Annotated in this window: 20 protein-coding genes; 17 read left to right on the top strand and 3 right to left on the bottom strand. The window is 72.1% G+C overall.

Annotated elements, in window-relative coordinates; translation table 11 throughout:
- The first annotated feature begins 121 nt into the window (after positions 1-121).
- Together D3273_RS07160 and D3273_RS07155 are read left to right on the top strand one after the other, a co-directional pair.
- Positions 122-1,417: an adenylosuccinate synthase gene (locus tag D3273_RS07160; RefSeq protein ID WP_129224936.1), complete on the top strand. Its 1,296-nt coding sequence runs from the start codon at positions 122-124 to the stop codon at positions 1,415-1,417.
- Between the two features lie 182 nt (positions 1,418-1,599).
- Complete coding sequence (locus D3273_RS07155) at positions 1,600-3,231, top strand: hypothetical protein (protein WP_129224934.1); 1,632 nt, start codon at positions 1,600-1,602, stop codon at positions 3,229-3,231.
- Between the two features lie 105 nt (positions 3,232-3,336).
- Here the strand turns inward: D3273_RS07155 and D3273_RS28130 are convergent, their stop codons facing one another.
- Positions 3,337-3,474 (bottom strand): hypothetical protein, encoded by a 138-nt coding sequence (locus D3273_RS28130; RefSeq protein ID WP_165359408.1) that lies wholly within the window; start codon positions 3,472-3,474, stop codon positions 3,337-3,339.
- 16 nt (positions 3,475-3,490) lie between these two features.
- On the opposite strand from D3273_RS28130, the gene D3273_RS07150 reads away from it, so the two are divergent.
- The 8 genes from D3273_RS07150 (at position 3,491) to coaA (ending at position 8,562) form a co-directional block, all read left to right on the top strand.
- Positions 3,491-3,679 carry a hypothetical protein gene (locus D3273_RS07150; RefSeq protein WP_129224932.1) on the top strand — a complete coding sequence of 63 codons (189 nt, stop codon included), beginning with the start codon at positions 3,491-3,493 and terminating at the stop codon, positions 3,677-3,679.
- 220 nt (positions 3,680-3,899) lie between these two features.
- The gene (locus tag D3273_RS07145) at positions 3,900-4,370 is read left to right on the top strand and encodes a DUF2628 domain-containing protein (protein ID WP_129224930.1); all 471 of its coding nucleotides are present in this window, start codon (positions 3,900-3,902) and stop codon (positions 4,368-4,370) included.
- Entirely contained in the window at positions 4,367-5,020 is a 654-nt protein-coding gene (hisH, locus tag D3273_RS07140) for an imidazole glycerol phosphate synthase subunit HisH (protein ID WP_129224928.1), read from the top strand. The genes D3273_RS07145 and hisH overlap by 4 nt, the downstream gene beginning before the upstream one ends.
- On the top strand, positions 5,017-5,787 hold the full coding sequence (hisA, locus tag D3273_RS07135; RefSeq protein WP_129224926.1) for a 1-(5-phosphoribosyl)-5-[(5-phosphoribosylamino)methylideneamino]imidazole-4-carboxamide isomerase: 771 nt from the start codon (positions 5,017-5,019) through the stop codon (positions 5,785-5,787). Before hisH ends, hisA begins: the two co-directional genes overlap by 4 nt.
- A 364-nt stretch (positions 5,788-6,151) precedes the next feature.
- Entirely contained in the window at positions 6,152-6,409 is a 258-nt protein-coding gene (locus D3273_RS07130) for a hypothetical protein (RefSeq protein WP_129224924.1), read from the top strand.
- A gap of 13 nt (positions 6,410-6,422) precedes the next feature.
- Positions 6,423-7,199, top strand: a complete 777-nt coding sequence (hisF, locus tag D3273_RS07125; RefSeq protein WP_129224922.1) for an imidazole glycerol phosphate synthase subunit HisF — start codon at positions 6,423-6,425, stop codon at positions 7,197-7,199.
- 2 nt (positions 7,200-7,201) lie between these two features.
- Entirely contained in the window at positions 7,202-7,561 is a 360-nt protein-coding gene (locus D3273_RS07120; protein WP_129224920.1) for a phosphoribosyl-ATP diphosphatase, read from the top strand.
- A gap of 8 nt (positions 7,562-7,569) precedes the next feature.
- Positions 7,570-8,562: a type I pantothenate kinase gene (gene coaA, locus D3273_RS07115; protein WP_129224918.1), complete on the top strand. Its 993-nt coding sequence runs from the start codon at positions 7,570-7,572 to the stop codon at positions 8,560-8,562.
- A 34-nt stretch (positions 8,563-8,596) separates the two neighbouring features.
- Here coaA and D3273_RS07110 read toward each other — a convergent pair whose 3' ends face one another.
- The gene (locus tag D3273_RS07110) at positions 8,597-8,881 is read right to left on the bottom strand and encodes an usg protein (protein ID WP_129224916.1); all 285 of its coding nucleotides are present in this window, start codon (positions 8,879-8,881) and stop codon (positions 8,597-8,599) included.
- Positions 8,882-9,077: 196 nt separating this feature from the next.
- Here D3273_RS07110 and metH point away from each other — a divergent pair, with 196 nt between their 5' ends.
- A complete protein-coding gene (gene metH / locus D3273_RS07105) occupies positions 9,078-12,875 on the top strand; it encodes a methionine synthase (protein WP_129224914.1) in 3,798 nt (1,265 codons plus the stop codon).
- 137 nt (positions 12,876-13,012) lie between these two features.
- Positions 13,013-14,116 (top strand): carboxylate-amine ligase, encoded by a 1,104-nt coding sequence (locus D3273_RS07100; protein ID WP_129224912.1) that lies wholly within the window; start codon positions 13,013-13,015, stop codon positions 14,114-14,116.
- Positions 14,117-14,228: 112 nt separating this feature from the next.
- Here the strand turns inward: D3273_RS07100 and purB are convergent, their stop codons facing one another.
- On the bottom strand, positions 14,229-15,530 hold the full coding sequence (gene purB, locus D3273_RS07095; RefSeq protein WP_129224910.1) for an adenylosuccinate lyase: 1,302 nt from the start codon (positions 15,528-15,530) through the stop codon (positions 14,229-14,231).
- A 264-nt stretch (positions 15,531-15,794) separates the two neighbouring features.
- Between purB and epsC the strand changes: the two genes are divergently transcribed.
- The 5 genes from epsC to D3273_RS07070 all read left to right on the top strand — a co-directional run bounded on the left by epsC (position 15,795) and on the right by D3273_RS07070 (position 20,680).
- Positions 15,795-16,751: a serine O-acetyltransferase EpsC gene (gene epsC, locus D3273_RS07090; RefSeq protein WP_207210723.1), complete on the top strand. Its 957-nt coding sequence runs from the start codon at positions 15,795-15,797 to the stop codon at positions 16,749-16,751.
- Positions 16,752-16,840: 89 nt separating this feature from the next.
- Entirely contained in the window at positions 16,841-17,860 is a 1,020-nt protein-coding gene (locus D3273_RS07085; protein ID WP_129224908.1) for a sulfate ABC transporter substrate-binding protein, read from the top strand.
- 34 nt (positions 17,861-17,894) lie between these two features.
- Complete coding sequence (gene cysT, locus D3273_RS07080; RefSeq protein ID WP_129224906.1) at positions 17,895-18,758, top strand: sulfate ABC transporter permease subunit CysT; 864 nt, start codon at positions 17,895-17,897, stop codon at positions 18,756-18,758.
- Positions 18,751-19,608 carry a sulfate ABC transporter permease subunit CysW gene (gene cysW / locus D3273_RS07075; RefSeq protein WP_129224904.1) on the top strand — a complete coding sequence of 286 codons (858 nt, stop codon included), beginning with the start codon at positions 18,751-18,753 and terminating at the stop codon, positions 19,606-19,608. Before cysT ends, cysW begins: the two co-directional genes overlap by 8 nt.
- Positions 19,580-20,680: a sulfate/molybdate ABC transporter ATP-binding protein gene (locus tag D3273_RS07070; RefSeq protein WP_129224902.1), complete on the top strand. Its 1,101-nt coding sequence runs from the start codon at positions 19,580-19,582 to the stop codon at positions 20,678-20,680. The genes cysW and D3273_RS07070 overlap by 29 nt, the downstream gene beginning before the upstream one ends.
- Positions 20,681-20,716 lie beyond the last annotated feature (36 nt).

Here is a 20,716-nt window from a genome sequence, read left to right as displayed (position 1 = left end):
CGTCGGCGATGACGCGCCCTTGACGCTGCCCGCCCCGACCCGATAGCGTTTCGCGAAGTCTCGGCCTCGGTCACCTTCGCTGGTGTCACGGGGCCTTTCGCTGTTTCGAGGACGAGCACGGATGGCCAACGTCGTGGTGGTCGGCGCCCAATGGGGCGACGAGGGCAAGGGCAAGATCGTCGACTGGCTGTCGACGGAAGCCGACGTGGTGGTGCGCTTCCAGGGCGGCCACAATGCCGGCCACACGCTGGTCATCGACGGGGCGGTGTACAAGCTCGCCCTGCTGCCGTCCGGCATCGTGCGGCCCGGCAAGCTGTCGGTGATCGGCAACGGCGTGGTGCTCGACCCGTGGCACCTCGCCAAGGAGATCGAGGCCCTTCGGGGCCAGGGCGTCGCGGTCGACACGGACAACCTCAAGGTCGCCGAGAACGTCACGCTGATCCTGCCGCTCCACCGCGAGCTCGACGCCCACCGCGAAGCCGGCGCCGGCCCCGAAGGCGCCATCGGCACCACCAAGCGCGGCATCGGCCCCGCCTACGAGGACAAGGTCGGCCGCCGCGCCATCCGCTTGAGCGACCTCGCCGAGCCCGCCTCGCTCGACGTCAAGATCGCCCGGCTGCTCAGCCACCACGAGCCGCTGCGCCGCGGCCTGGGGCTGCCGGCCGTCGCGGCCGCCGACATCAAGGCCGAGCTCATGGAGATCGCGCCCGCGGTCCTGCCCTACATGGCGCCTGTGTCGACGATCCTCGACACGGCGCGGCGTGCCGGCAAGCGGATCCTGTTCGAAGGCGCGCAGGGCGCCATGCTCGACGTCGACCACGGCACCTACCCGTTCGTGACCTCGTCCAACACCGCGGCGGGCGCCGCCGCCACGGGTTCCGGCCTCGGGCCGGGCGCGGTCGGCTACGTGCTCGGCATCGTCAAGGCCTATACGACGCGGGTCGGCGGCGGCCCCTTCCCCACTGAACTGCACGACGACACCGGGCGGCTCATCGGCACCAAGGGCCGCGAAGTCGGCGTCAACACCGGCCGGCCGCGGCGCTGCGGCTGGTTCGACGCCGTGCTGGTGCGCCACGCGGTCCGCACCAGCGGCATCACCGGGCTGGCGCTGACCAAGCTCGACATCCTCGACGGCTTCCCCGAGGTGAAGATCTGCACCGGCTATCGGCTCGACGGCGAGCTGATCGACCGTCTGCCCGCCAGCCAGGCCGCGCAGGACCGGGTGGAGCCCATCTACGAGACCTTCGCGGGGTGGGAAGGCACGACTGCCAACGCCCGCTCCTGGGCGGACCTGCCCGCGCAGGCGATCAAATACGTGCGCTACATCGAGGAGCTGGTGGGCGCGCCCGTGTCCCTGCTGTCGACGAGCCCCGAGCGCGACGACACGATCCTGGTGCAGAACCCGTTCCAGGACTGACGGCGGCCCGGCCCGGCGGGGACGAGCGATCGTCCCCGACGGCCGGACCGGAGACCGGACTCGACCGCCGGAGCGGGGCCGGGCGTGTCCGCCGCGACACGCCCTCCGGGTGGCGGCGCGGGAGGGTGCGCAACGGCCGAGCTTCGGTTGACGGCTCGGGCCCGGGATGGTCAGAGATCCCCATGGCCGAATATTATCCGCTTCTCGACCGCGCCGTTTCCGGCCTGACGGAGCCGACCGCCGAGGCCCGGCGGTCGATCTACGAGCGCGCCCGCACGGCGCTCATCGGCCAGCTCCGCCGCATGGAGCCGCCCGTCCCCGAGGACGACATCGCGCGCGAAAGCGCGGCTCTCGACGCCGCCATCGCGCGCGTCGAGGCGCGGTTCGACGACCGCGGGCCGGCGCCCGTCGCCGAAGCGTCACCCCCCATGCCGGCGCCGCAGCCCCGGGCCGAACCCACGCCGCAGCCCCGGGCCGAGCCCACGCCGCCCGCCATCCCGGCGCCGACCGCCGCGGCGGCGCCGACGCGCGTGCCGCCGCCGCCCCTGCCCACGGGCGCGCCGCCGGTGGTCCCGCCCCCGTCCCGCGAACGGCCGGTGCTGGGCCCCCGCCCGGCCCCCGCCGGAGCGCGGCTCGGTGCCGCCGCCCCGGCGGCTGCCTCGGCTCCGCCCGTGCGACCCGGGCCCGGGTCGCCGCCCCGCGCGTCCTCGCTCCCCCGCGGCACCCGACCCGTGATGGCGCTGCGGCCTGTGGTGCCCGCGCCCGAGCGCGACGCGCCGGGCGTTTCCACCGCCAAGCCCGCGGCGGACGCTCCCCTGCCCGAGCGCGACGCGCCGGCCGCCGGCCCGAACTTCGCCGACGCCCTCGACGCGGCGGGCCGCGCCGAGCGGGACGGCGCCCTGCCCGACGCGCCCGCCGCAGCCGCAGCCCGCCCGCGCGACGGCACGCCGCGCCCGCCCGCGCCGCGCCCGCGCGACACGTCGGGCTGGAGCAGGCCGGTCCTCCTCGCCGCGCTCGTCGCCGGGGCGCTCGCCATGGCGGGGATGGGGTTCGCGGCCTATCGCCTGCGCGACACGCCCGAACAGGTCGTGGCGTCGCGCACGGCGGCACAGGGCGCACCCACCGCCGAAGCGGCCGCGCCCGGCAAGATGGCCGAGCGCGCGGCCCCGGCCGATGCCGCCGGTGATGCCGCGTCCCCGGCGACCTCCGGGGCGGCGGTGCCCGCCGTGGTGCCCCAGGGCCTCGACACCGGCGGCGCCGGGCCGTCGATCGCGGTGGCGCAGCGCGCCGCCTTGCTGGTGGACGCCCCGGACGACCCGCAAAGGGTCCATACCTACGTGGGCACGGTGGTGTGGCACCTCGACAGCGTCAGCCCCGGCGGCGGCCAGCCGCTCGCCAGCGCCGTCAAGGCCGACATCGACATCCCCGACGCCAAGCTCAAGGTGTCGATGCTGATGCAGAAGAACCCCGAGCCGCAGCTTCCCGCCTCGCACACGATCGAGTTCCACTTCCTGCCCCAGGGCGGCAATGTGCTGGGCCCGGTCAAGCAGGTCAACGTGCCCGAGATGCGCAAGGACGACGATGCCCCGACGGGCGACGCCCTGGCGGGCGTCCCCGTCGCCATCACGGACAACTATTTCCTGGTGGGGCTGACGCGCGGCGCCGCCGAAACCCAGAACCTCCGCCTGATGACGGAGCGCAACTGGTTCGACATGTCGGTGCTGTTCACCTCGGGCAAGCTCGGCAAGCTGACCTTCGAGAAGGGTGCCGCCGGCCAGCGCGTGATCGAGGACGCCTTCAAGACGTGGAAGTGACGGCGCCGGGGCGCGGCGGCTCGGCGCAGCGCACGCGCCCCGGTGTGACGATGGGGACCGCACGGCACCGCCTGCGGAACGCCCGTTCGACCGGTGCGGCGGCGGTCAGGTCATCGGGAGCAGCGAAGCCGGGATCGGGACGGGGCCGGCCGGCACGAGGGTCGCGACGGAAACGTGCGGCCAGCTCAGGCCGGCGAAGTTGAGGATCACCTTCTGGGTGTACTGGATCTGCGTCGCCGTCACGGTGACGAGGCCGCCCTTGAAGACCTTGCCCGGCAGGAACGGGACGGAGGCGACGAAAGAGGGCTGCAGTGACGGCGGGGTGGGCTCGGTCGCGGTCGCCGCCGGAAGGATGCTTGAAGTCGACCTCTCGAATCTTGAAGTCCAGGGGCGCGGAGAACACGCCGGAGCGTGCGGCGGGATCGGCCATGGCGTTGCCTTTCGATGAGGGGTCGTGGGACCTGGACGGTGGTCGTGGACGGCGCCTCGCCTATCGCCTGTTGCAAATATATCTGTATTGCAGACATCGAGCGCATCGCGGCGGGGCGTCGAGCCCCGCCCGGGGGCGCGAAGCGGCCGAGCCGGACGTTCGGCCCGCTCCGCGGGCTTGCCCCGGCCCGCGGCTTGCACGACAAGAGGCCGCAGCGCCGTGCCAGCCGAGGAGCCCCATGCCCACCTTCACGGTCCATGTGCCGTCCGGCGTCACCGACGATGCCGCGCGGGCGGACGACACGGTCTTCGTGCGCGAAGGCTTCGACTGGGCATCCTTTCTGCTCGGCCCCTTGGCCCTGCTCCACCGCGGCCTGTGGTTCGCCACCCTGGCCTGGGCGGTGACCGGTGCGGCGCTCTTCGCCGCCGCGGAACTGGCCGGCCTGGGGTTCTGGCCCCGCCTGCTGCTCTATCTCGTGCTCGCGGTGCTGACCGGGCTCGAAGCGGCCGACGGGCGTCGGACCGCGCTCGGCCGCGCGGGCTTCATCCCGGCCGCCCTGGTGGCGGGCGCGACGCGCGGCGACGCCGAACGGCGCTTCTTCGGCGGCGCCGCCCCGCTGCTGGAGCCTCTTCCCCACCGCCCCGCCGCCCGCGCGGGCGGCCCGCGGCCCGTCATCGGGCTGTTCCCGTCCGCCGGAGGCCGCGCGTGAGCTCCGTCGCGATCCTCGACTACGGTTCGGGCAACCTCGCGTCGGCCGCCAAGGCCTTCGAGCGCGCGGCCCGCGAAGCCGACCTCGACACGCGCGTCGAGGTCACGTCCGATCCCGAGCGGGTGCGCCGCGCCGACCGCGTGGTGCTGCCGGGCGTCGGCGCGTTCGCGGATTGCCGCCGCGGCCTGGACGCCGTGCCGGGCCTCGTCGGCGCCCTCACCGATGCGGTGGTGCACGGCGGGCGGCCGTTCCTCGGCATCTGCGTCGGCATGCAGCTGATGGCGACGCGCGGCCTCGAGCACGAGACCGCCTACGGCCTCGACTGGATCCCCGGCGACGTGGTGGCGCTGTCGCCGGCCGATCCCGCCCTGAAGATCCCCCACATGGGCTGGAACACGCTGCGGGCGCGCTCCATCCACCCGTTGCTGGACGGCATCCCGACGGGCGACGCCGGGCTGCACGCCTATTTCGTGCACAGCTACGGCCTCAAGCCCGCGGCCGACAGCGACGTGCTGGCGGTCACCGACTATGGCGGCCCCGTCACGGCGGTCGTGGCGCGGGACAACATGGCGGGCACCCAGTTCCATCCCGAGAAGAGCCAGGCGCTCGGCCTCAAGCTCCTCGGCAACTTCCTCCGGTGGCAGCCTTGATCCTTTTCCCCGCGATCGACCTCAAGGACGGCGAATGCGTCCGCCTCGTCCACGGCGAGATGGGATCGGCGACCGTCTTCAACCCCGATCCGGCGGCGCAAGCGGCCGCTTTCGAGCGCCAGGGCTTCGAATACCTGCACCTCGTCGACCTCGACGGGGCCTTCGCGGGCCGGCCGAGGAACGCGGAAGCCGTCGAAGGCATCCTCGACCGCATCGCCCTGCCGGTGCAGCTCGGGGGCGGCATCCGCGACATCCGCACCGTCGACATGTGGCTGAAGCGCGGGGTGGCCCGCGTGATCCTCGGCACCGCGGCCGTGAAGGACCCCGGCTTCGTGCGCGAGGCCGCCCGGCTGTTCCCCGGACAGGTGGCGGTGGGCATCGACGCGCGCGACGGGCTCGTGGCCGTCGAGGGCTGGGCCAGGACGGTCAACATGACCGCCGTCGAGCTCGGGCGCCGCTTCGAGGACGCGGGCGTGGCCGCGATCGTGATGACCGACATCGGGCGCGACGGCGCCATGAAGGGCTTGAACCTCGCCGGCACGGTGGCGCTGGCCGAAGCCGTCCACCTGCCCGTGATCGCGTCCGGGGGGCTCGCGTCGCTGGAAGACGTGTCGCGGCTGCTCGAACCCGATTGCGCGGTCCTGGCCGGCGCCGTCACGGGCCGCGCCCTCTACGACGGGCGCCTCGACCCCGCCGCCGCGCTGGCGATGATCCGGTCGGCGCGCGCGGGAAGCGACGGTTCGAGGCGGGAAGCGACGGAAACGTGAGCCTGCGGGAGGTCGTCCGAGGCATCCCGTGCCGCGCAGGGGCCGTGCGTGTCGAAAGCGCCTTCGACGCCATCGCTCGGGGCTGCGCCGTCGCGGCCCCGGCCTGCTTTTCGTTCGCCGCCGTCCTCGGCTATGACCCTGCCCTTCCCGTTCTGACCCTCGTCGGAGCCTAGATCGACCCCATGCTGAGCGATCCAGACCGCCTACGATCCGACGAGCTCATCGAGCGGCATCGGGAACCGACGCTCCTGGAGCGGTTGGGCCAGCCGCCGGCCGACCCGGACCGGGGTGTTTCGGAAGACCTGCGACCAGGAGCTTCCGGCGAGCGGGAGGAGGGAGAAGGGCGATGAAGGCTCATGCTCGGGTGTTCGACGGCGAGCAGATTTCCCGCAAGGCGCTGACCTCCATCCGCGATCGTCACCCCGACGTGGCGAACCGGCACGCGTTCTTCGGCAACACGGCCTGCACGGCGTCCGTGGCGGATGCGAGGACACTCGCGCGACGGCGGAAGGATCGGGCTCCGGATCGCCGTCACCCGGTCACGGGGGTCGATCCCGAGCACGAAGGCGGAGGTGTGCCGCGATCTGTCCTGGATTTCCCCAACGCGCCTTCACCGGCCTGAAGCGATCGAATCGATGCTGAAATCCCGCGTCATCCCCTGCCTCGACGTCAAGGACGGCCGCGTCGTCAAGGGCGTCAACTTCGTGGAACTGCGCGACGCCGGCGATCCCGTCGAATGCGCGCTGGCCTACGACGCCGCCGGAGCCGACGAGCTGTGCTTCCTCGACATCACGGCCTCTTCCGAGGACCGCGGCATCCTGCTCGACGTCGTGCGCCGCACCGCGGAAGCCTGCTTCATGCCCCTCACCGTGGGGGGCGGCGTCCGCACGGTCGCCGACATCCGCACCCTGCTGCTGGCAGGGGCCGACAAGGCGTCCATCATGTCGGCCGCCGTGGCGGACAGGGCCTTCGTGTCCCGGGCCGCCGAGAAGTTTGGCAGCCAGTGCGTCGTGGTGGCGGTGGATGCCAAGCGGGTTTCGGCGGAAGGCGAAACGCCGCGCTGGGAAGTGTTCACCCACGGCGGACGCCGGCCGACCGGCATCGACGCCGTCGCCTACGCCCGCGACGTGGCGGAGCGCGGGGCCGGCGAGATCCTGCTCACCTCCATGGACCGCGACGGCACCAAGATCGGCTTCGACCTCGCCCTCACACGCGCCGTGACCGAGGCCGTGTCGGTCCCCGTGATCGCGTCGGGGGGCGTCGGCACGCTCGACCACCTCGTCGACGGAGTGCGGCACGGCGGCGCCAGCGCGGTGCTGGCGGCCTCGATCTTCCACTTCGGCCAGCACACGATCGGCGAAGCCAAGCGCTTCATGGCCGAGGCCGGGCTCGACATGAGGCTCGACGGATGAGCATGATCCCCGCATCCCCCCTCCCCGGCGGGGGCGACCGCCTGTTCACGCTGGGCGAGCTGGAACGGCTGATCGCCGAGCGCCGCCATGCCGTGGCGGACAAGTCCTACACGCGCTCGCTGCTCGACGCCGGCGTGCCGCGCATCGCCAAGAAGTTCGGCGAGGAAGCGGTCGAGGCCGTCATCGCGGCGGTGATGAAGGACAAGCCGGCCCTGCTTTCCGAAGCGGCAGATGTGATCTACCATCTGTTGGTGCTGCTCCAAGCCTCGGACCTGTCTCTCGACCAGGTCGTGGCGGAGCTGGGGCGGCGCACCCGTCAATCGGGGCACGAGGAGAAAGCCTCGCGACCGCCGGCAACCTGAGCCCCGCGATGCTCGACCTGTCCGCCTCCGCCCTGCCGATCGACGAGGGCTTCCCGGCTACGGGGCTGGCGGGCTCGCCCTACCACCACTTCACCCGCGACGGCTGGGCGGCGCTGCGCGCCGACACGCCCTTGACGCTCACGGTCGATGACCTGCGCAAGCTGCGCGCCACCAACGACCCGATCTCCATCGACGAGGTCGTGGCCATCTACCTGCCGCTGTCGCGCCTGCTGGCGCTCTACGTCGCCGCCACGCAGGGGCTGTTCAAGGCGACGCAGCGCTTCCTCGGGGCGGGCGACGGCAAGGTGCCCTACATCATCGGCGTGGCGGGGTCGGTGGCGGTGGGGAAATCCACCACCGCGCGGGTCCTGAAGGCGCTGATGTCGCGCTGGCCCAACACGCCGAAGGTCGCGCTCGTCACCACGGACGGCTTCCTCCACCCCAACAAGGCGCTGGTCGAGCTCGGCCTGATGGAGCGCAAGGGCTTTCCCGAGTCCTTCAACGGCTCCGCGCTGATCCACTTCCTGTCCGACGTGAAGGCCGGCAAGCGCAACGTCGCGGCGCCGGTCTATTCCCACCTGACCTACGACGTGCTGCCCGACGAGGTGGTGCTGGTGGACAGGCCCGACATCCTGATCGTCGAAGGCTTGAACGTGCTGATGCCGAACCGGCAGGCCCGGGACGGGCGCGACATCCCCTTCGTGTCGGACTTCTTCGACTTCTCGGTCTACCTCGACGCCGACGAGGGCTTGCTGGAGGACTGGTACGTGTCGCGCTTCATGTCGCTGCGCGAAACGGCGTTCCGCGATCCCCTGTCCTATTTCCGCAAATATGCCGACGTCGGTGCGGGGGACGCCGAAGCCATCGCGCGGGACATCTGGACGCGGATCAACCTGAAGAACCTCGTCGAGAACGTGCGGCCCACCCGGGCGAGGGCGAGCCTGATCCTGCGCAAGGGGGCCAGCCACGAGATCGAGCGGGTGGCGCTGCGGAAGCTGTGACGACGCGGGCCCGAGGCTTCCGGAGCGCCGAACCTCACTGCAGGCGGAACTCCGTCCCCACCAGCGCGATCTCGGCCGGCTTGATCAGCCCGGAATGTCCCACCCGCACGGAATGCAGCACGCCGTCGAGCGTGTCGCGCCAGAAGGTCAGGAACTTGGTGAGGGCCGGGAAGGCCGGGGCGAGGTCGTAGGCCTGCCACACGTAGCTCTGCAGCAGCCCCGGATGGTCCGGCAGGTGGTACAGGATCTCCGCCGTCGTCAGGCCGTAGCCGGCGAGTTGGCGGATGAAGTCGGGTGAAACGTCGCGTGCCGATCCCATATGTCGACCTCCGAAACGGAGCCACGGGTCCTGTCGCGTGAAGCAGCTTTCACGCCACCGTCGCATTGCGCCCGCCGCAGCGTTAACGGACCGTGAATCGGCCGGCTTTCGCCGGCAGACTCCCGGGGGAGTCGACCGCCGCCTTGCGTCATATAACAATATCTTTATATGAGCATGTGACTGATCGGAGCACAGCATGAGCCAGGACATCGACGCCCTGTTCGCCGAGGGCGCGGGACGCGTCACCGAGGGGCGCCAGGACGGCGCCGAGATCCTGGCCGCGCTGACGGCCGCGGCGCGCGAGCGCATCCTGGTGCTGGACGGCGCCATGGGAACGCAGATCCAGGGGCTCGAATACGAGGAAAGCCACTTCCGCGGCCACCGCTTCCAGGCCTGCGAGTGCCACCTCAAGGGCAACAACGATCTGCTCACGCTGACCCAGCCCGAGGCCATCGAGGCGATCCACTACGCCTACGCGGTGGCGGGCGCCGACATCGTCGAAACCAACACCTTCTCGTCCACCAGCATCGCCCAGGCCGACTACGGCATGGAGGACGCCGTCTACGAGCTGAACCGCGACGGCGCCCGGCTCGCCAAGCGGGCGCTGCTGCGCGCCGAGCGCGAAGACGGCCGCCGGCGCTTCGTCGCCGGCGCGCTCGGCCCCACCAACCGCACCGCTTCCATCTCGCCCGACGTCAACGACCCCGGATTCCGCGCCGTGACGTTCGACGACCTGCGCGTCGCCTATGCCGAGCAGGTCCGCGGGCTGATCGACGGCGGCGCCGACATCATCCTGATCGAGACGATCTTCGACACGCTGAACGCCAAGGCGGCCTTCTTCGCCACCCACGAGGTGTTCGCCGAGACCGGGATCCGGCTCCCGGTCATGATCTCCGGCACCATCACCGACCTGTCCGGCCGCACCCTGTCGGGCCAGACCCCGACGGCCTTCTGGAACGCGCTCAGCCACGCCAAGCCCTTCACCATCGGGCTGAACTGCGCGCTCGGTGCCGAAGCGATGCGGCCGCATCTCGCCGAACTGTCGGCGGCGTCCGACACCTTCGTGTGCGCCTACCCGAACGCGGGCCTGCCCAACGAGTTCGGCCTCTACGACGAGAGCCCGGAGATGATGGCCAGGCAGATCGCCGGCTTCGCCGACGAGGGCCTGGTCAACGTCGTGGGCGGCTGCTGCGGCTCGACGCCCGAGCACATCCGCGCGATCGCCGAAGCCGTGAAGGGGAAGACGCCCCGCGCCCTGCCGGTGATCCCCCCGATGATGCGCCTGTCGGGCCTCGAACCCTTCACGCTGTCGTCCGACATCCCCTTCGTCAACGTCGGCGAGCGCACCAACGTCACCGGCTCGGCGCGCTTCCGCAAGCTCATCAAGGAGGGCGACCTCGTGGCCGCGCTCGACGTCGCGCGCGACCAGGTCGCCAACGGCGCCCAGATCATCGACGTCAACATGGACGAGGGCCTGATCGACTCCGAGAAGGCGATGATCGACTTCCTGAACCTCGTCGCCGCCGAGCCCGACATTGCCCGCGTGCCGGTGATGATCGACTCGTCGAAGTTTTCCGTCATCGAGGCCGGCCTCAAGCGCGTGCAGGGCAAGGCGCTGGTCAACTCGATCTCCATGAAGGAGGGCGAGGAGGCCTTCCTCAAGGTCGCCCGCACGGTGCGGGCCTACGGGGCGGCGGTGGTCGTCATGGCCTTCGACGAGCAGGGCCAGGCCGACAGCTACGAGCGCAAGGTCGAGATCTGCACCCGGGCCTACGAGCTGCTCGTCGCGGACGGGTTCCCGCCCGAGGACATCGTGTTCGACCCCAACGTCTTCGCGGTGGCGACCGGCATCGAGGAGCACGACGGCTACGGCGTGGCCTTCATCGAGGCGACGCGCACCATCCGCGCCACCCTGCCCCACGCCCACATCTCGGGCGGCGTGTCGAACCTCAGCTTCTCGTTCCGCGGCAACGAGCCGGTGCGCGAAGCCATGCACGCCGTGTTCCTGTACCACGCCATCCAGGCCGGCATGGACATGGGCATCGTCAACGCGGGGCAGCTCGCCGTCTACGAATCCATCGACCCCGAGCTGCGCCAGGCCTGCGAGGACGTGGTCCTCAACCGCCGCCCCGAGGGCACGGAACGGCTGCTGGCGGTGGCCGAGCGCTTCCGCGGCGCCAAGGGCCAGGAGGCCAGGGCGCAGGACCTCGGCTGGCGCGAGCGGCCAGTGGCGGAGCGGCTGAGCCACGCGCTGGTCAACGGCATCACGGATTACATCGCCGTCGACGTCGAGGAAGCGCGGCTCGCCGCCGAACGCCCGCTCCACGTCATCGAGGGACCGCTGATGGCCGGCATGAACGTGGTCGGCGACCTGTTCGGCGCCGGCAAGATGTTCCTGCCCCAGGTGGTGAAGTCGGCCCGCGTGATGAAGCAGGCCGTCGCCATCCTGCTCCCCTTCATGGACGCCGAGAAGCTGGCCAACGGCGGCGACGGCGAGCGCACCGCCGCCGGCCGCATCCTGATGGCGACCGTGAAGGGCGACGTCCACGACATCGGCAAGAACATCGTCGGCGTCGTTCTGGCCTGCAACAACTACGAGGTGATCGACCTCGGCGTCATGGTGCCGGCCGCCAAGATCCTCGAAGTCGCCAAGGAGAAGAACGTCGACATCGTCGGCCTGTCCGGGCTGATCACGCCCTCGCTCGACGAGATGGTCCACGTCGCGGCCGAGATGGAGCGGCAGGGCTTCCGCGTGCCGCTGCTCATCGGCGGCGCCACGACGAGCCGCGTCCACACGGCCGTGAAGGTCGCGCCCCGCTATTCGTCCGGCCAAGCCGTCTACGTCACGGACGCGAGCCGCGCCGTCGGCGTGGTGTCGAACCTCCTGTCGCCCGACAACCGCGACGCCTTCGTGGAAACCACCCGCGCCGAATATCGCAAGGTGGCGGACGCCCACGCCCGCAGCGAAGCCGACAAGCAGCGCCTGCCGCTCGCCAAGGCGCGGGCCAACAGGCTGGCGGTGGATTGGAGCGCCTACGAGCCGCCGACGCCCAGCTTCCTCGGCACGCGCGTCTTCGAAACCTACGACCTCGCCGACCTCGCCCGCTTCATCGATTGGACGCCGTTCTTCTCCACCTGGGAGCTGAAGGGCCGCTATCCCGCCATCCTCGACCACGAGAGCCAGGGGCCGGCGGCGCGCGCCCTGTTCGACGACGCGCAGGCCATGCTGGCCACGATCATCGCCGAAGGCTGGTTCAAGCCCAAGGCCGTGGTGGGCTTCTGGCCCGCGAACGCGGTCGGGGACGACATCCGGCTCTTCACCGACGAAGCGCGCGACGAGGAGGTGGCGACCTTCTACACCCTGCGCCAGCAGCTTTCGAAGGGCGGCGGGCGCGCCAGCCTCGCGCTCGGCGACTTCGTGGCGCCGCGCGACACGGGGCTCGGCGACTACGTCGGCGCCTTCGTGGTGACGGCCGGCATGGAGGAGGAGGTGCTGAGCGAGCGCTTCTCCCGCGCCAACGACGATTATTCCTCCATCATGGTGAAGGCGCTGGCCGACCGCTTCGCCGAAGCCTTCGCCGAAGCCCTGCACCAGCGCGTGCGCCGCGAGCTGTGGGGCTACGCGCCGGGCGAGTCCTTCGGCCCCGACGAGCTGATCGGCGAGCCCTACCGGGGCATCCGGCCGGCCCCCGGCTACCCGTCCCAGCCCGACCACACCGAGAAGGCGACGCTGTTCCGCCTGCTCGACGCCGAGGCCAAGGTGGGCGTCAAGCTCACGGAAAGCTTCGCCATGTGGCCGGGCTCGTCGGTGTCGGGCCTCTACCTGGCCCACCCGGACGCGCATTACTTCGGCGTCGCCAAGGTCGAGCGCGACCAGGTCGAGGATTACGCGGCCCGCAAGGGCATGCCGGTCCCCGACGTCGAGCGCTGGCTGGGCCCCATCCTCAACTACGTCCCGGGGGCCGCGGTGGCGCTGCCCCAGGCGGCGGAATAGCCGGGCGGCGCGGCTTCGAAAGCCCGCGCGGGCGAGGATCGGCGCCCGGTCGCGGCCCCGTCCGCCTCGCGCGTCGGGCCGGGCCGCCCTACACTCCCGTGACGGCGGCGCGACGCTTCCGTGTCACGGAGGTCGGCATGGCGGCACGGTACCGTTTCGGCATCGAGGAGGAGTTCTTCCTGGCCGACGCCGCGACGCGCGGCACCCCGGCGGGACGCCTGAAGGCTTTCCACGCCGACGCCAAGGCGCGCCTTCCGGAAGCCGAGCGCGAGCTGCTCCAGCTCCAGATCGAGACCGCCTCGGCGCCCACCGACGACGTCGCCGAGGCCCGCGCCGCGCTGCACGGCCAGCGGGCCGGGCTCGCCGCCGTGGCGCGCGACCACGGGCTGCTGCTGTTCGCCGCTGGAACCCATCCGACGGCGCGCTGGGCCCGCCAACGCCGCACCGAAAAGCAGCGCTACGCCGACATCATGCGGGAAGCCCAGATGGTCGAGGCCCGCAACATGGTGTGCGGCATGCACGTCCACGTCGAGGTGCCGGACCCGGCCGCCCGCGTCGACCTCATGAACCGCTTCCTGCCCTTCACGGCGCTCCTGCTCGGCCTGTCCTGCTCGTCGCCGTTCTGGCAGGGGCGCGACACCGGGCTCTCGGCCTACCGGCTGTCCGTGTGGGGAGAGCTGCCCCGCACCGGCCTGCCCGAGCTTTTCGCCGACGCGGCCGAGTTCGACCGCTACGTGGCGGCGCTGGTCGGGGCCGGGATGATCCCCGACGCGAGCTTCCTGTGGTGGACGCTGCGCCCCTCGACCCGCTACCCGACGCTGGAGCTGCGCGTCGCCGACAGCTGCACCCGGCTCGACGACGCGCTGGCGGTGGCGGCCCTGTACCGCTGCCTGCTGCGGATGCTGGTGCGCCGGCCGGAGGTGAACCGCGGCCTGACCGGCGCGGACCGGGGCATGGCGGTCGAGAACCTGTGGCGCGTGCAGCGCTACGGCATCACGGCGTCCTTGGTGGCACACGCGGGGGCGGAAAGCTTCGCCGATCGGCTCGACGCCGCCCTGGCCGCGGTGGCGGAGGACGCCGACGCGCTCGGCTGCGCGGCGGCGCTCGACGGGGCGCGCCGCATCCTGCGCGAGGGGACCAGCGCCGACGTCCAGGTGGCCGCCCATGCGGCGGCGGCGGGCGGCCCGGGCGCTGCCGCCGCGGCGGCCGTGGACTGGCTGGCGGCCGAAACCGCCAGATAGGGCTTCCAGGGGCCGAGCCCTTCGGCAGGCCCCGCGCGGAGCCCTGCGAGGGGCTCGCCCGCGGCCCTGCCCGGAGATCCCGCGGAAGGCCGGCGGCCCCTCGAGACCGATCTCAGCCGAACACGCGGGCGAAGATCGCGTCGACGTGCTTGGTGTGGTAGCCGAGGTCGAACAGGGGCTCCAGCGCGGCGGCCGGCAGCACCGCCGTCACCTCCGGGTCGGCCTTCAGGAACTCGAGGAAGTCGCCTTCGCCGCGCCACACCCGCATGGCGTTGCGCTGCACCAGCCGGTAGCTGTCTTCGCGCGACACCCCCCCTTGGGTCAGCGCCAGCAGCACGCGCTGCGAATGCACGAGCCCGCCCAGCCGGTCGAGGTTCTTCTGCATGTTGGCGGGGTACACCAGGAGCTTGTCGACCACGCCCGTCAGCCGCGCCAGCGCGAAGTCGAGCGTCACGGTGGCGTCGGGCCCGATCATGCGCTCGACGGAGGAGTGGGAGATGTCCCGCTCGTGCCACAGCGCCACGTTCTCCATCGCGGGCACCACCATGCCGCGCACGAGGCGGGCCAAGCCCGTCAGGTTCTCGGTCAGCACGGGGTTGCGCTTGTGCGGCATGGCGGAGGAGCCCTTCTGCCCCTCGGAGAAGAACTCCTCCACCTCCAGCACCTCGGTGCGCTGCAGGTGGCGGATCTCGATCGCCAGCCGCTCGATCGACGAGGCCACGACGCCCAGCACCGCGAAGAACATGGCGTGCCGGTCGCGCGGGATCACCTGGGTGGACACGGGCTCGACCGTCAGCCCCATGGCCCGGGCGACATGCGCCTCGACGCGCGGGTCGATGTTGGCGAAGGTGCCCACCGCGCCCGACAGCGCGCAGGTGGCGATCTCGGCGCGGGCGGCCACGAGGCGCTCGCGGTTGCGCGAGAATTCCGCGTAGGCCTGGGCGAGCTTCAGACCGAAGGTGACGGGCTCGGCGTGGATGCCGTGCGAGCGGCCGACCGTCGGCGTCAGCTTGTGCTCGTGGGCGCGGTGCTTCAGCGTCGCCAGCAGCGCGTCGACGTCGGCGATCAGCATGTCGGCGGCGCGGCTGAGCTGCACGGCCAGGCAGGTGTCGAGCACGTCCGACGACGTCATGCCCTGGTGGACGAAGCGCGCGTCCGGCCCGACGATCTCGCCGAGATGGGTCAGGAAGGCGATGACGTCGTGCTTGGTTTCCCGCTCGATGGCGTCGATGCGGGCGACGTCGAACTGCGCGTCCCGGCCTTTGGCCCAGATGGTTTCGGCGGCCGATTTCGGGATGACGCCGAGCTCCGCCAGCGCGTCGCAGGCATGGGCCTCGATCTCGAACCAGATGCGGAAACGCGTCTCGGGCTCCCACAGGGCCACCATGGCGGGACGGGAATAGCGAGGGATCATGGGGGGCTCCGGCGGAGATGGGATTCGTCCAACCCCTTAGAGGGCGGGGGCGGAGGGCGCCAGCCCGGGCCGCCGCCCGTGCGGCAGGCCGCGCGTCGCGTTCCGCAAACGTCACGAGGAGCCCCGGCGGGTCGGCCGGCCGGCCCGTCGACGCGCCGGACCGCGATGGCGACGCCCGACGTCTTCGAATTTGTCTATAGACATTATATATGAAAAGGGGCACAGATCGGCCAACCGCAGCGACAGCCAGGGGCTCGCTCCCAGATGCTCGACGTCAAACTCCAGCGAAAGGCCGGCTTCGGCCTGTCGTCCCCCGCGCCGATGTCGCGTTACGACATCGACGGGATCGCGACGGCGCTGCGGACCTCGCGGGACATCACCCACAACATCCGCCACGGCGGCCGAATCCGCACCATGCCGTCGCGCGACGCCCTGGGCGGCATCGTGGCGGACCTGTCGGCCGCGCTGTTCCCGAGCCACTACGGCCAGTCCCAGAGCGCCGCCGCGGCCTTCGACGGCTTCGTCTGCGGCACGCTGTCGACCTCGCTCGGCCTCTTGGAGGACCAGGTGCGGCTCGGCCTCGCCTTCGCGGACGAGGACCCGACACCGGGGAGTGCGGCCGCGAAGGCGCTGGAGATCACCCGCGCCTTCGCGGCCGCGCTTCCCGGCATCCGGGCCAGCCTCGTCGGCGATCTCCGCGCCGCGCTCGACGGCGACCCCGCGGCGTCGAGCGCGCCCGAGATCCTGCTCGGCTACCCGGGGATGGCGGCGCTGGTCCACCACCGCATGGCGCACGTCCTTCACGGCCTCGGCGCGGGCTTCCCGGCGCGGCTGATCTCGGACGTGGCGCGGTCGCTGACCGGGATCGAGATCCACCCCGGGGCCACGATCGGCGACAGCTTCTTCATCGACCACGGCACCGGCGTGGTGATCGGCGAGACCGCGGTCGTGGGCCATCGCGTCCGCCTCCACCAGGGGGTGACGCTGGGGGCGCGGCACGCGCCGGCCGGCGTGGCGCTGCGGGGCGTCCCGCGCCACCCGGTCCTGGAGGACGACGTCGTGATCGACGCGGGCGCCACGCTGCTCGGCCGGATCACCGTCGGCCGGGGGTCGATCGTCGGCGGCAACGTGTGCCTCACGGCCAGCGTGCCCCCCGGCAGCCGCGTCACCCAGGCCTCCGCCTTCCGCGGCGGCAGCGAAGGACAGCGCTTGTCCGAATGAAGCCGTCCCCGGTCACCGCCGGCCCGTCGCGTGCTCCCCTTCGCCGACAGGCCGATCGACCGCAAACCCATCCATCTCCGGGAAGCACCATGTCATCGCGATCGATCATCCTGTCCGGCGTGGCCGGCCTCGCCCTGTCGCTCGGGCTCGCCGGCACCGCCGGTGCGGCGACCCTCCTCAACGTCAGCTACGACCCGACGCGGGAGCTCTACAAGGACATCAACAAGGCCTTCGCCGACGAGTGGAAGGCCAGGACCGGCGAGACCGTGACCATCCAGGCGTCGCACGGCGGCTCCGGGGCCCAGGCGCGCTCCGTGATCGACGGGCTGAAGGCGGACGTCGTGACGCTGGCTTTGGCCGCCGACATCGACGCCATCGCGTCGAAGACCGGCCGCATCGCGGCGGACTGGCAGACCCGCCTGCCCGCCCACTCGGCGCCCTACACCTCGACGGTGGTGCTGCTGGTGCGCAAGGGCAACCCGAAGGCCATCAAGGACTGGGACGACCTCGCGAAACCCGGCATCTCCGTCGTCACCCCGAACCCGAAGACTTCGGGCGGCGCCCGCTGGAACTTCCTCGCGGCCTGGGGCTACGCGCTCAAGGCCGGCGGCGGCGATCCCAAGAAGGCGCAGGACTTCGTGGCCGCCATCTTCAAGAACGCCCCCGTGCTCGACGCGGGCTCGCGCGGCGCCACCGTGTCCTTCGCCCAGCGCGGCCTGGGCGACGTGCTGATCGCCTGGGAGAACGAGGCCTTCCTGGCGTCCGAGGAGTTCGGCCGCGACAAGTTCGACATCGTGGTGCCGTCGGTGTCGGTTCTGTGCGAGCCGCCGGTGGCGGTGGTCGACGCCAACGTGGACCAGAAGGGCACCCGCAAGGAGGCCGAGGCCTACCTGCAGTTCCTGTACAGCCCCGCCGGGCAGAAGATCGTCGCCCACGACTTCTACCGGCCGATCCATCCCGAGGCGGCCGACCCGGCGGACCTCGCCCGCTTCCCCAAGCTCGACCTCCTGACGGTCGACAAGGACTTCGGGGGGTGGACGAAGGCCCAGGCGACCTATTTCGCCGACGGCGGCGTCTTCGACCAGATGCAGGCCGCGAACCACCAGTGATGCGGGTCCTGCGTCACGGCTCGCGGAGCGCCGCATGTCCATCCTGACCGCGCAGGCGGCGGTCCCGCGCCGACGGCGCCGCGCCGGCGCCCTGCCGGGCTTCGGCCCGGCGATGGGCTTCACGCTGTTCTACCTCGGCCTGATCGTCCTGTTCCCGCTCGCCGTGCTGGCCTGGCGGGCGACGGGCACCGGCGCGGCGGGTGCGGCGCGCATCGTCACGGATCCCCGCATCCTCGCGGCCTTTCGGGTGTCCTTCGGCACGGCCTTCGCGGCGGCCTGCATCGACACGGTCTTCGGCGTGCTCCTCGCCTGGGTGCTGACGCGCTACCGCTTCCCCGGCCGTCGCCTGCTCGATGCCCTGGTGGACCTGCCCTTCGCGCTGCCGACCGCCGTGGCCGGCATCGCGCTCGCATCGCTCTACGGGCCGAACGGCTGGCTCGGCGCGCCGCTGCTCCGGCTCGGCGTCAGGGTCGCCTACACGCCGCTCGGCATCCTCGTGGCGCTGATCTTCGTCGGCCTGCCCTTCGTGGTCCGGTCCGTGCAGCCCCTGGTGGTCGACCTCGACCGCGAGGTCGAGGAAGCGTCGGCGACGCTCGGCGCGTCGCGGGCGCGGACCCTCCGCGCCGTGGTGCTGCCCACCCTCGCCCCGGCCGTGCTCACCGGCTTCGCCCTCACCTTCGCGCGGGCGGTGGGCGAATACGGGTCGGTGATCTTCATCGCCGGCAACGCGCCCTACGTGTCGGAGATCCTGCCCTTGGTGATCGTGCAGCGGCTGGAGGAATACGACTACGCCGGCGCCACCGGCGTCGCCGTGGCGATGCTGCTCGTCAGCTTCGCGGTGCTGCTCGCCATCAACCTCGTCCAGGCCTTCGGCCGCCGGAGGCACGGCCATGGCTGACGCGAGATCGCGCCGCGAAGCCGCGGGCGAGAGTCCGGCCGTGCGCGCCCTCCTCATCGCGGTCGGGGCGGGGTTCCTGCTCCTCTTCGTCGCCGTGCCGCTGGCGGCAGTCTTCGTCGAGGCCTCGGCCAAGGGGCTCGGCGCCTACCTCGATGCGCTGGCGGAGCCGGACGCGCAGGCCGCCCTCTGGCTCACCCTCACGGTGGCGGCGGTGGCGGTCCCGCTCAACGCGGCCTTCGGCATCGCGGCCTCCTGGTGCGTCGCCAAGTTCGCCTTCCCGGGCAAGAGCCTGCTGCTCACGCTCATCGACGTGCCCTTCTCGGTGTCGCCGGTGGTGTCGGGCCTGATCTACGTGCTGGTGTTCGGCGCCCAAGGCCTGTTCGGCCCCTGGCTCGACGCGCACGGCGTGCAGGTCGTCTTCGCCGTGCCGGGGATCGTGCTGGCTACGGTCTTCGTGACCTTCCCCTTCGTGGCCCGCGAGCTGATCCCCCTCATGGAGGAGCAGGGCCGGGCCGACGAGGAGGCGGCGCTGACGCTCGGCGCATCCGGCCTGCGCTGCTTCCTCACCGTCACGCTGCCCAACATCAAATGGGGCCTGCTCTACGGCGTCCTGCTCTGCAACGCCCGCGCCATGGGCGAGTTCGGCGCGGTGTCGGTCGTGTCGGGCCACATCCGGGGCCTCACCAACACGCTGCCGCTCCATGTCGAGATCCTGTACAATGAATACGACCTCGCCGCCGCCTTCGCGGTCGCTTCGCTCCTGGCCCTCCTGGCCCTGGTCACCCTGGCCCTCAAGGCCTTCCTCGAAGGACGCTACGGCGATGACCTGGCGGGCGCCCGGCGGCATTGAAGCGGGCGCGGCGGGGCAGCCCCGCGGCGGCGGGGTCGGCATCGCGGTGCGCGGCCTCGTCAAGAGCTACGGCGCGGGCGCGGCCCTCAAGGGCGTGTCGCTCGATGTCGAGCGCGGCGAACTCCTGGCGCTGCTCGGGCCGTCCGGCTCGGGCAAGACCACGCTGCTGCGCGTCATCGCCGGCCTCGAAGCCTTCGACGAGGGCAGCGTCGCCTTCGACGGCGCGTCCACGGCGGGCCTGAGCGTGGGGGAGCGCGGTGTCGGCTTCGTGTTCCAGCACTACGCCCTGTTCCGCCACATGACGGTCCTCGACAACGTCGCCTACGGCCTGCGGGTGCGCCCGCGCCGCACCCGGCCGGCGGCGGCCGAGATCCGCCGCCGCTCGCTGGCCCTGCTCGACCTCGTTCAGCTCGGCGGGCTGGAGCGGCGCTACCCGGCGCAGCTGTCCGGCGGCCAGCGCCAGCGCGTGGCCCTGGCGCGCGCGCTCGCCATCGAGCCCCGCGTGCTGCTGCTCGACGAGCCCTTCGGCGCGCTCGACGCCCGGGTCCGCAAGGACCTGCGCCGCTGGCTGCGCGAGATCCACGAGCGCACGGGCCAGACCACCGTCTTCGTCACCCACGACCAGGACGAGGCCATGGAACTGGCCGACCGCGTGGCGATCCTCGACGCCGGCCGCATCGAGCAGGTGGGGCGCCCGGCGGACATCTACGCCGCCCCGCGCACCGCCTTCGTGGCCTCCTTCGTCGGCGACCCGACGGCGCTCGGCGTGACGGTCGCGGCCGGCCGGGTGCGGCTCGGCGGCTTCGACGTCGGCGCCGCCCCGGCGGGCGTGCCGGACGGCCCGGCCCGGCAGTTCCTGCGCCCGGGCGACGCCGCGCTGGTGCCGGCGGGGGGCGGCGTGCCGGCCCGCGTCGAAGCCCTGCTGTGGGCGTCGCGCGGGGTGCGGGCGGAGGTGAGTGTCGCGGGATCGGCCCGGCGCATCGAGGTCGACTGCCCGGACCCGGCCGGGCTGCGGGCCGGCGATGCCGTAGGCCTGCGCTTCGACCATCTCAGGGTCTACCCCCTGGGCTAGCCCGGCGCCGGGGCGGCCGCGCCATCGCCTGTCGAG

It is taken from the genome of Lichenibacterium minor, from assembly GCF_004137685.1.
Lineage (GTDB): Bacteria > Pseudomonadota > Alphaproteobacteria > Rhizobiales > Beijerinckiaceae > Lichenihabitans > Lichenihabitans minor.
This window is presented reverse-complemented; position numbering and strand designations above follow the sequence as displayed.

What these genes read in the sequence shown, in the direction of transcription:
- D3273_RS07160 (WP_129224936.1), top strand. Translation starts at nt 122, where the DNA reads ATGGCCAACGTCGTGGTGGTCGGCGCCCAATGGGGCGACGAGGGCAAG.
- D3273_RS07155 (WP_129224934.1), top strand. Translation starts at nt 1,600, where the DNA reads ATGGCCGAATATTATCCGCTTCTCGACCGCGCCGTTTCCGGCCTGACG.
- D3273_RS07145 (WP_129224930.1), top strand. Translation starts at nt 3,900, where the DNA reads ATGCCCACCTTCACGGTCCATGTGCCGTCCGGCGTCACCGACGATGCC.
- hisF (WP_129224922.1), top strand. Translation starts at nt 6,423, where the DNA reads ATGCTGAAATCCCGCGTCATCCCCTGCCTCGACGTCAAGGACGGCCGC.
- D3273_RS07120 (WP_129224920.1), top strand. Translation starts at nt 7,202, where the DNA reads ATGATCCCCGCATCCCCCCTCCCCGGCGGGGGCGACCGCCTGTTCACG.
- coaA (WP_129224918.1), top strand. Translation starts at nt 7,570, where the DNA reads ATGCTCGACCTGTCCGCCTCCGCCCTGCCGATCGACGAGGGCTTCCCG.
- D3273_RS07110 (WP_129224916.1), bottom strand. Translation starts at nt 8,881, where the DNA reads ATGGGATCGGCACGCGACGTTTCACCCGACTTCATCCGCCAACTCGCC.
- metH (WP_129224914.1), top strand. Translation starts at nt 9,078, where the DNA reads ATGAGCCAGGACATCGACGCCCTGTTCGCCGAGGGCGCGGGACGCGTC.
- D3273_RS07100 (WP_129224912.1), top strand. Translation starts at nt 13,013, where the DNA reads ATGGCGGCACGGTACCGTTTCGGCATCGAGGAGGAGTTCTTCCTGGCC.
- purB (WP_129224910.1), bottom strand. Translation starts at nt 15,530, where the DNA reads ATGATCCCTCGCTATTCCCGTCCCGCCATGGTGGCCCTGTGGGAGCCC.
- epsC (WP_207210723.1), top strand. Translation starts at nt 15,795, where the DNA reads ATGCTCGACGTCAAACTCCAGCGAAAGGCCGGCTTCGGCCTGTCGTCC.
- D3273_RS07085 (WP_129224908.1), top strand. Translation starts at nt 16,841, where the DNA reads ATGTCATCGCGATCGATCATCCTGTCCGGCGTGGCCGGCCTCGCCCTG.
- cysT (WP_129224906.1), top strand. Translation starts at nt 17,895, where the DNA reads ATGTCCATCCTGACCGCGCAGGCGGCGGTCCCGCGCCGACGGCGCCGC.
- cysW (WP_129224904.1), top strand. Translation starts at nt 18,751, where the DNA reads ATGGCTGACGCGAGATCGCGCCGCGAAGCCGCGGGCGAGAGTCCGGCC.
- D3273_RS07070 (WP_129224902.1), top strand. Translation starts at nt 19,580, where the DNA reads ATGACCTGGCGGGCGCCCGGCGGCATTGAAGCGGGCGCGGCGGGGCAG.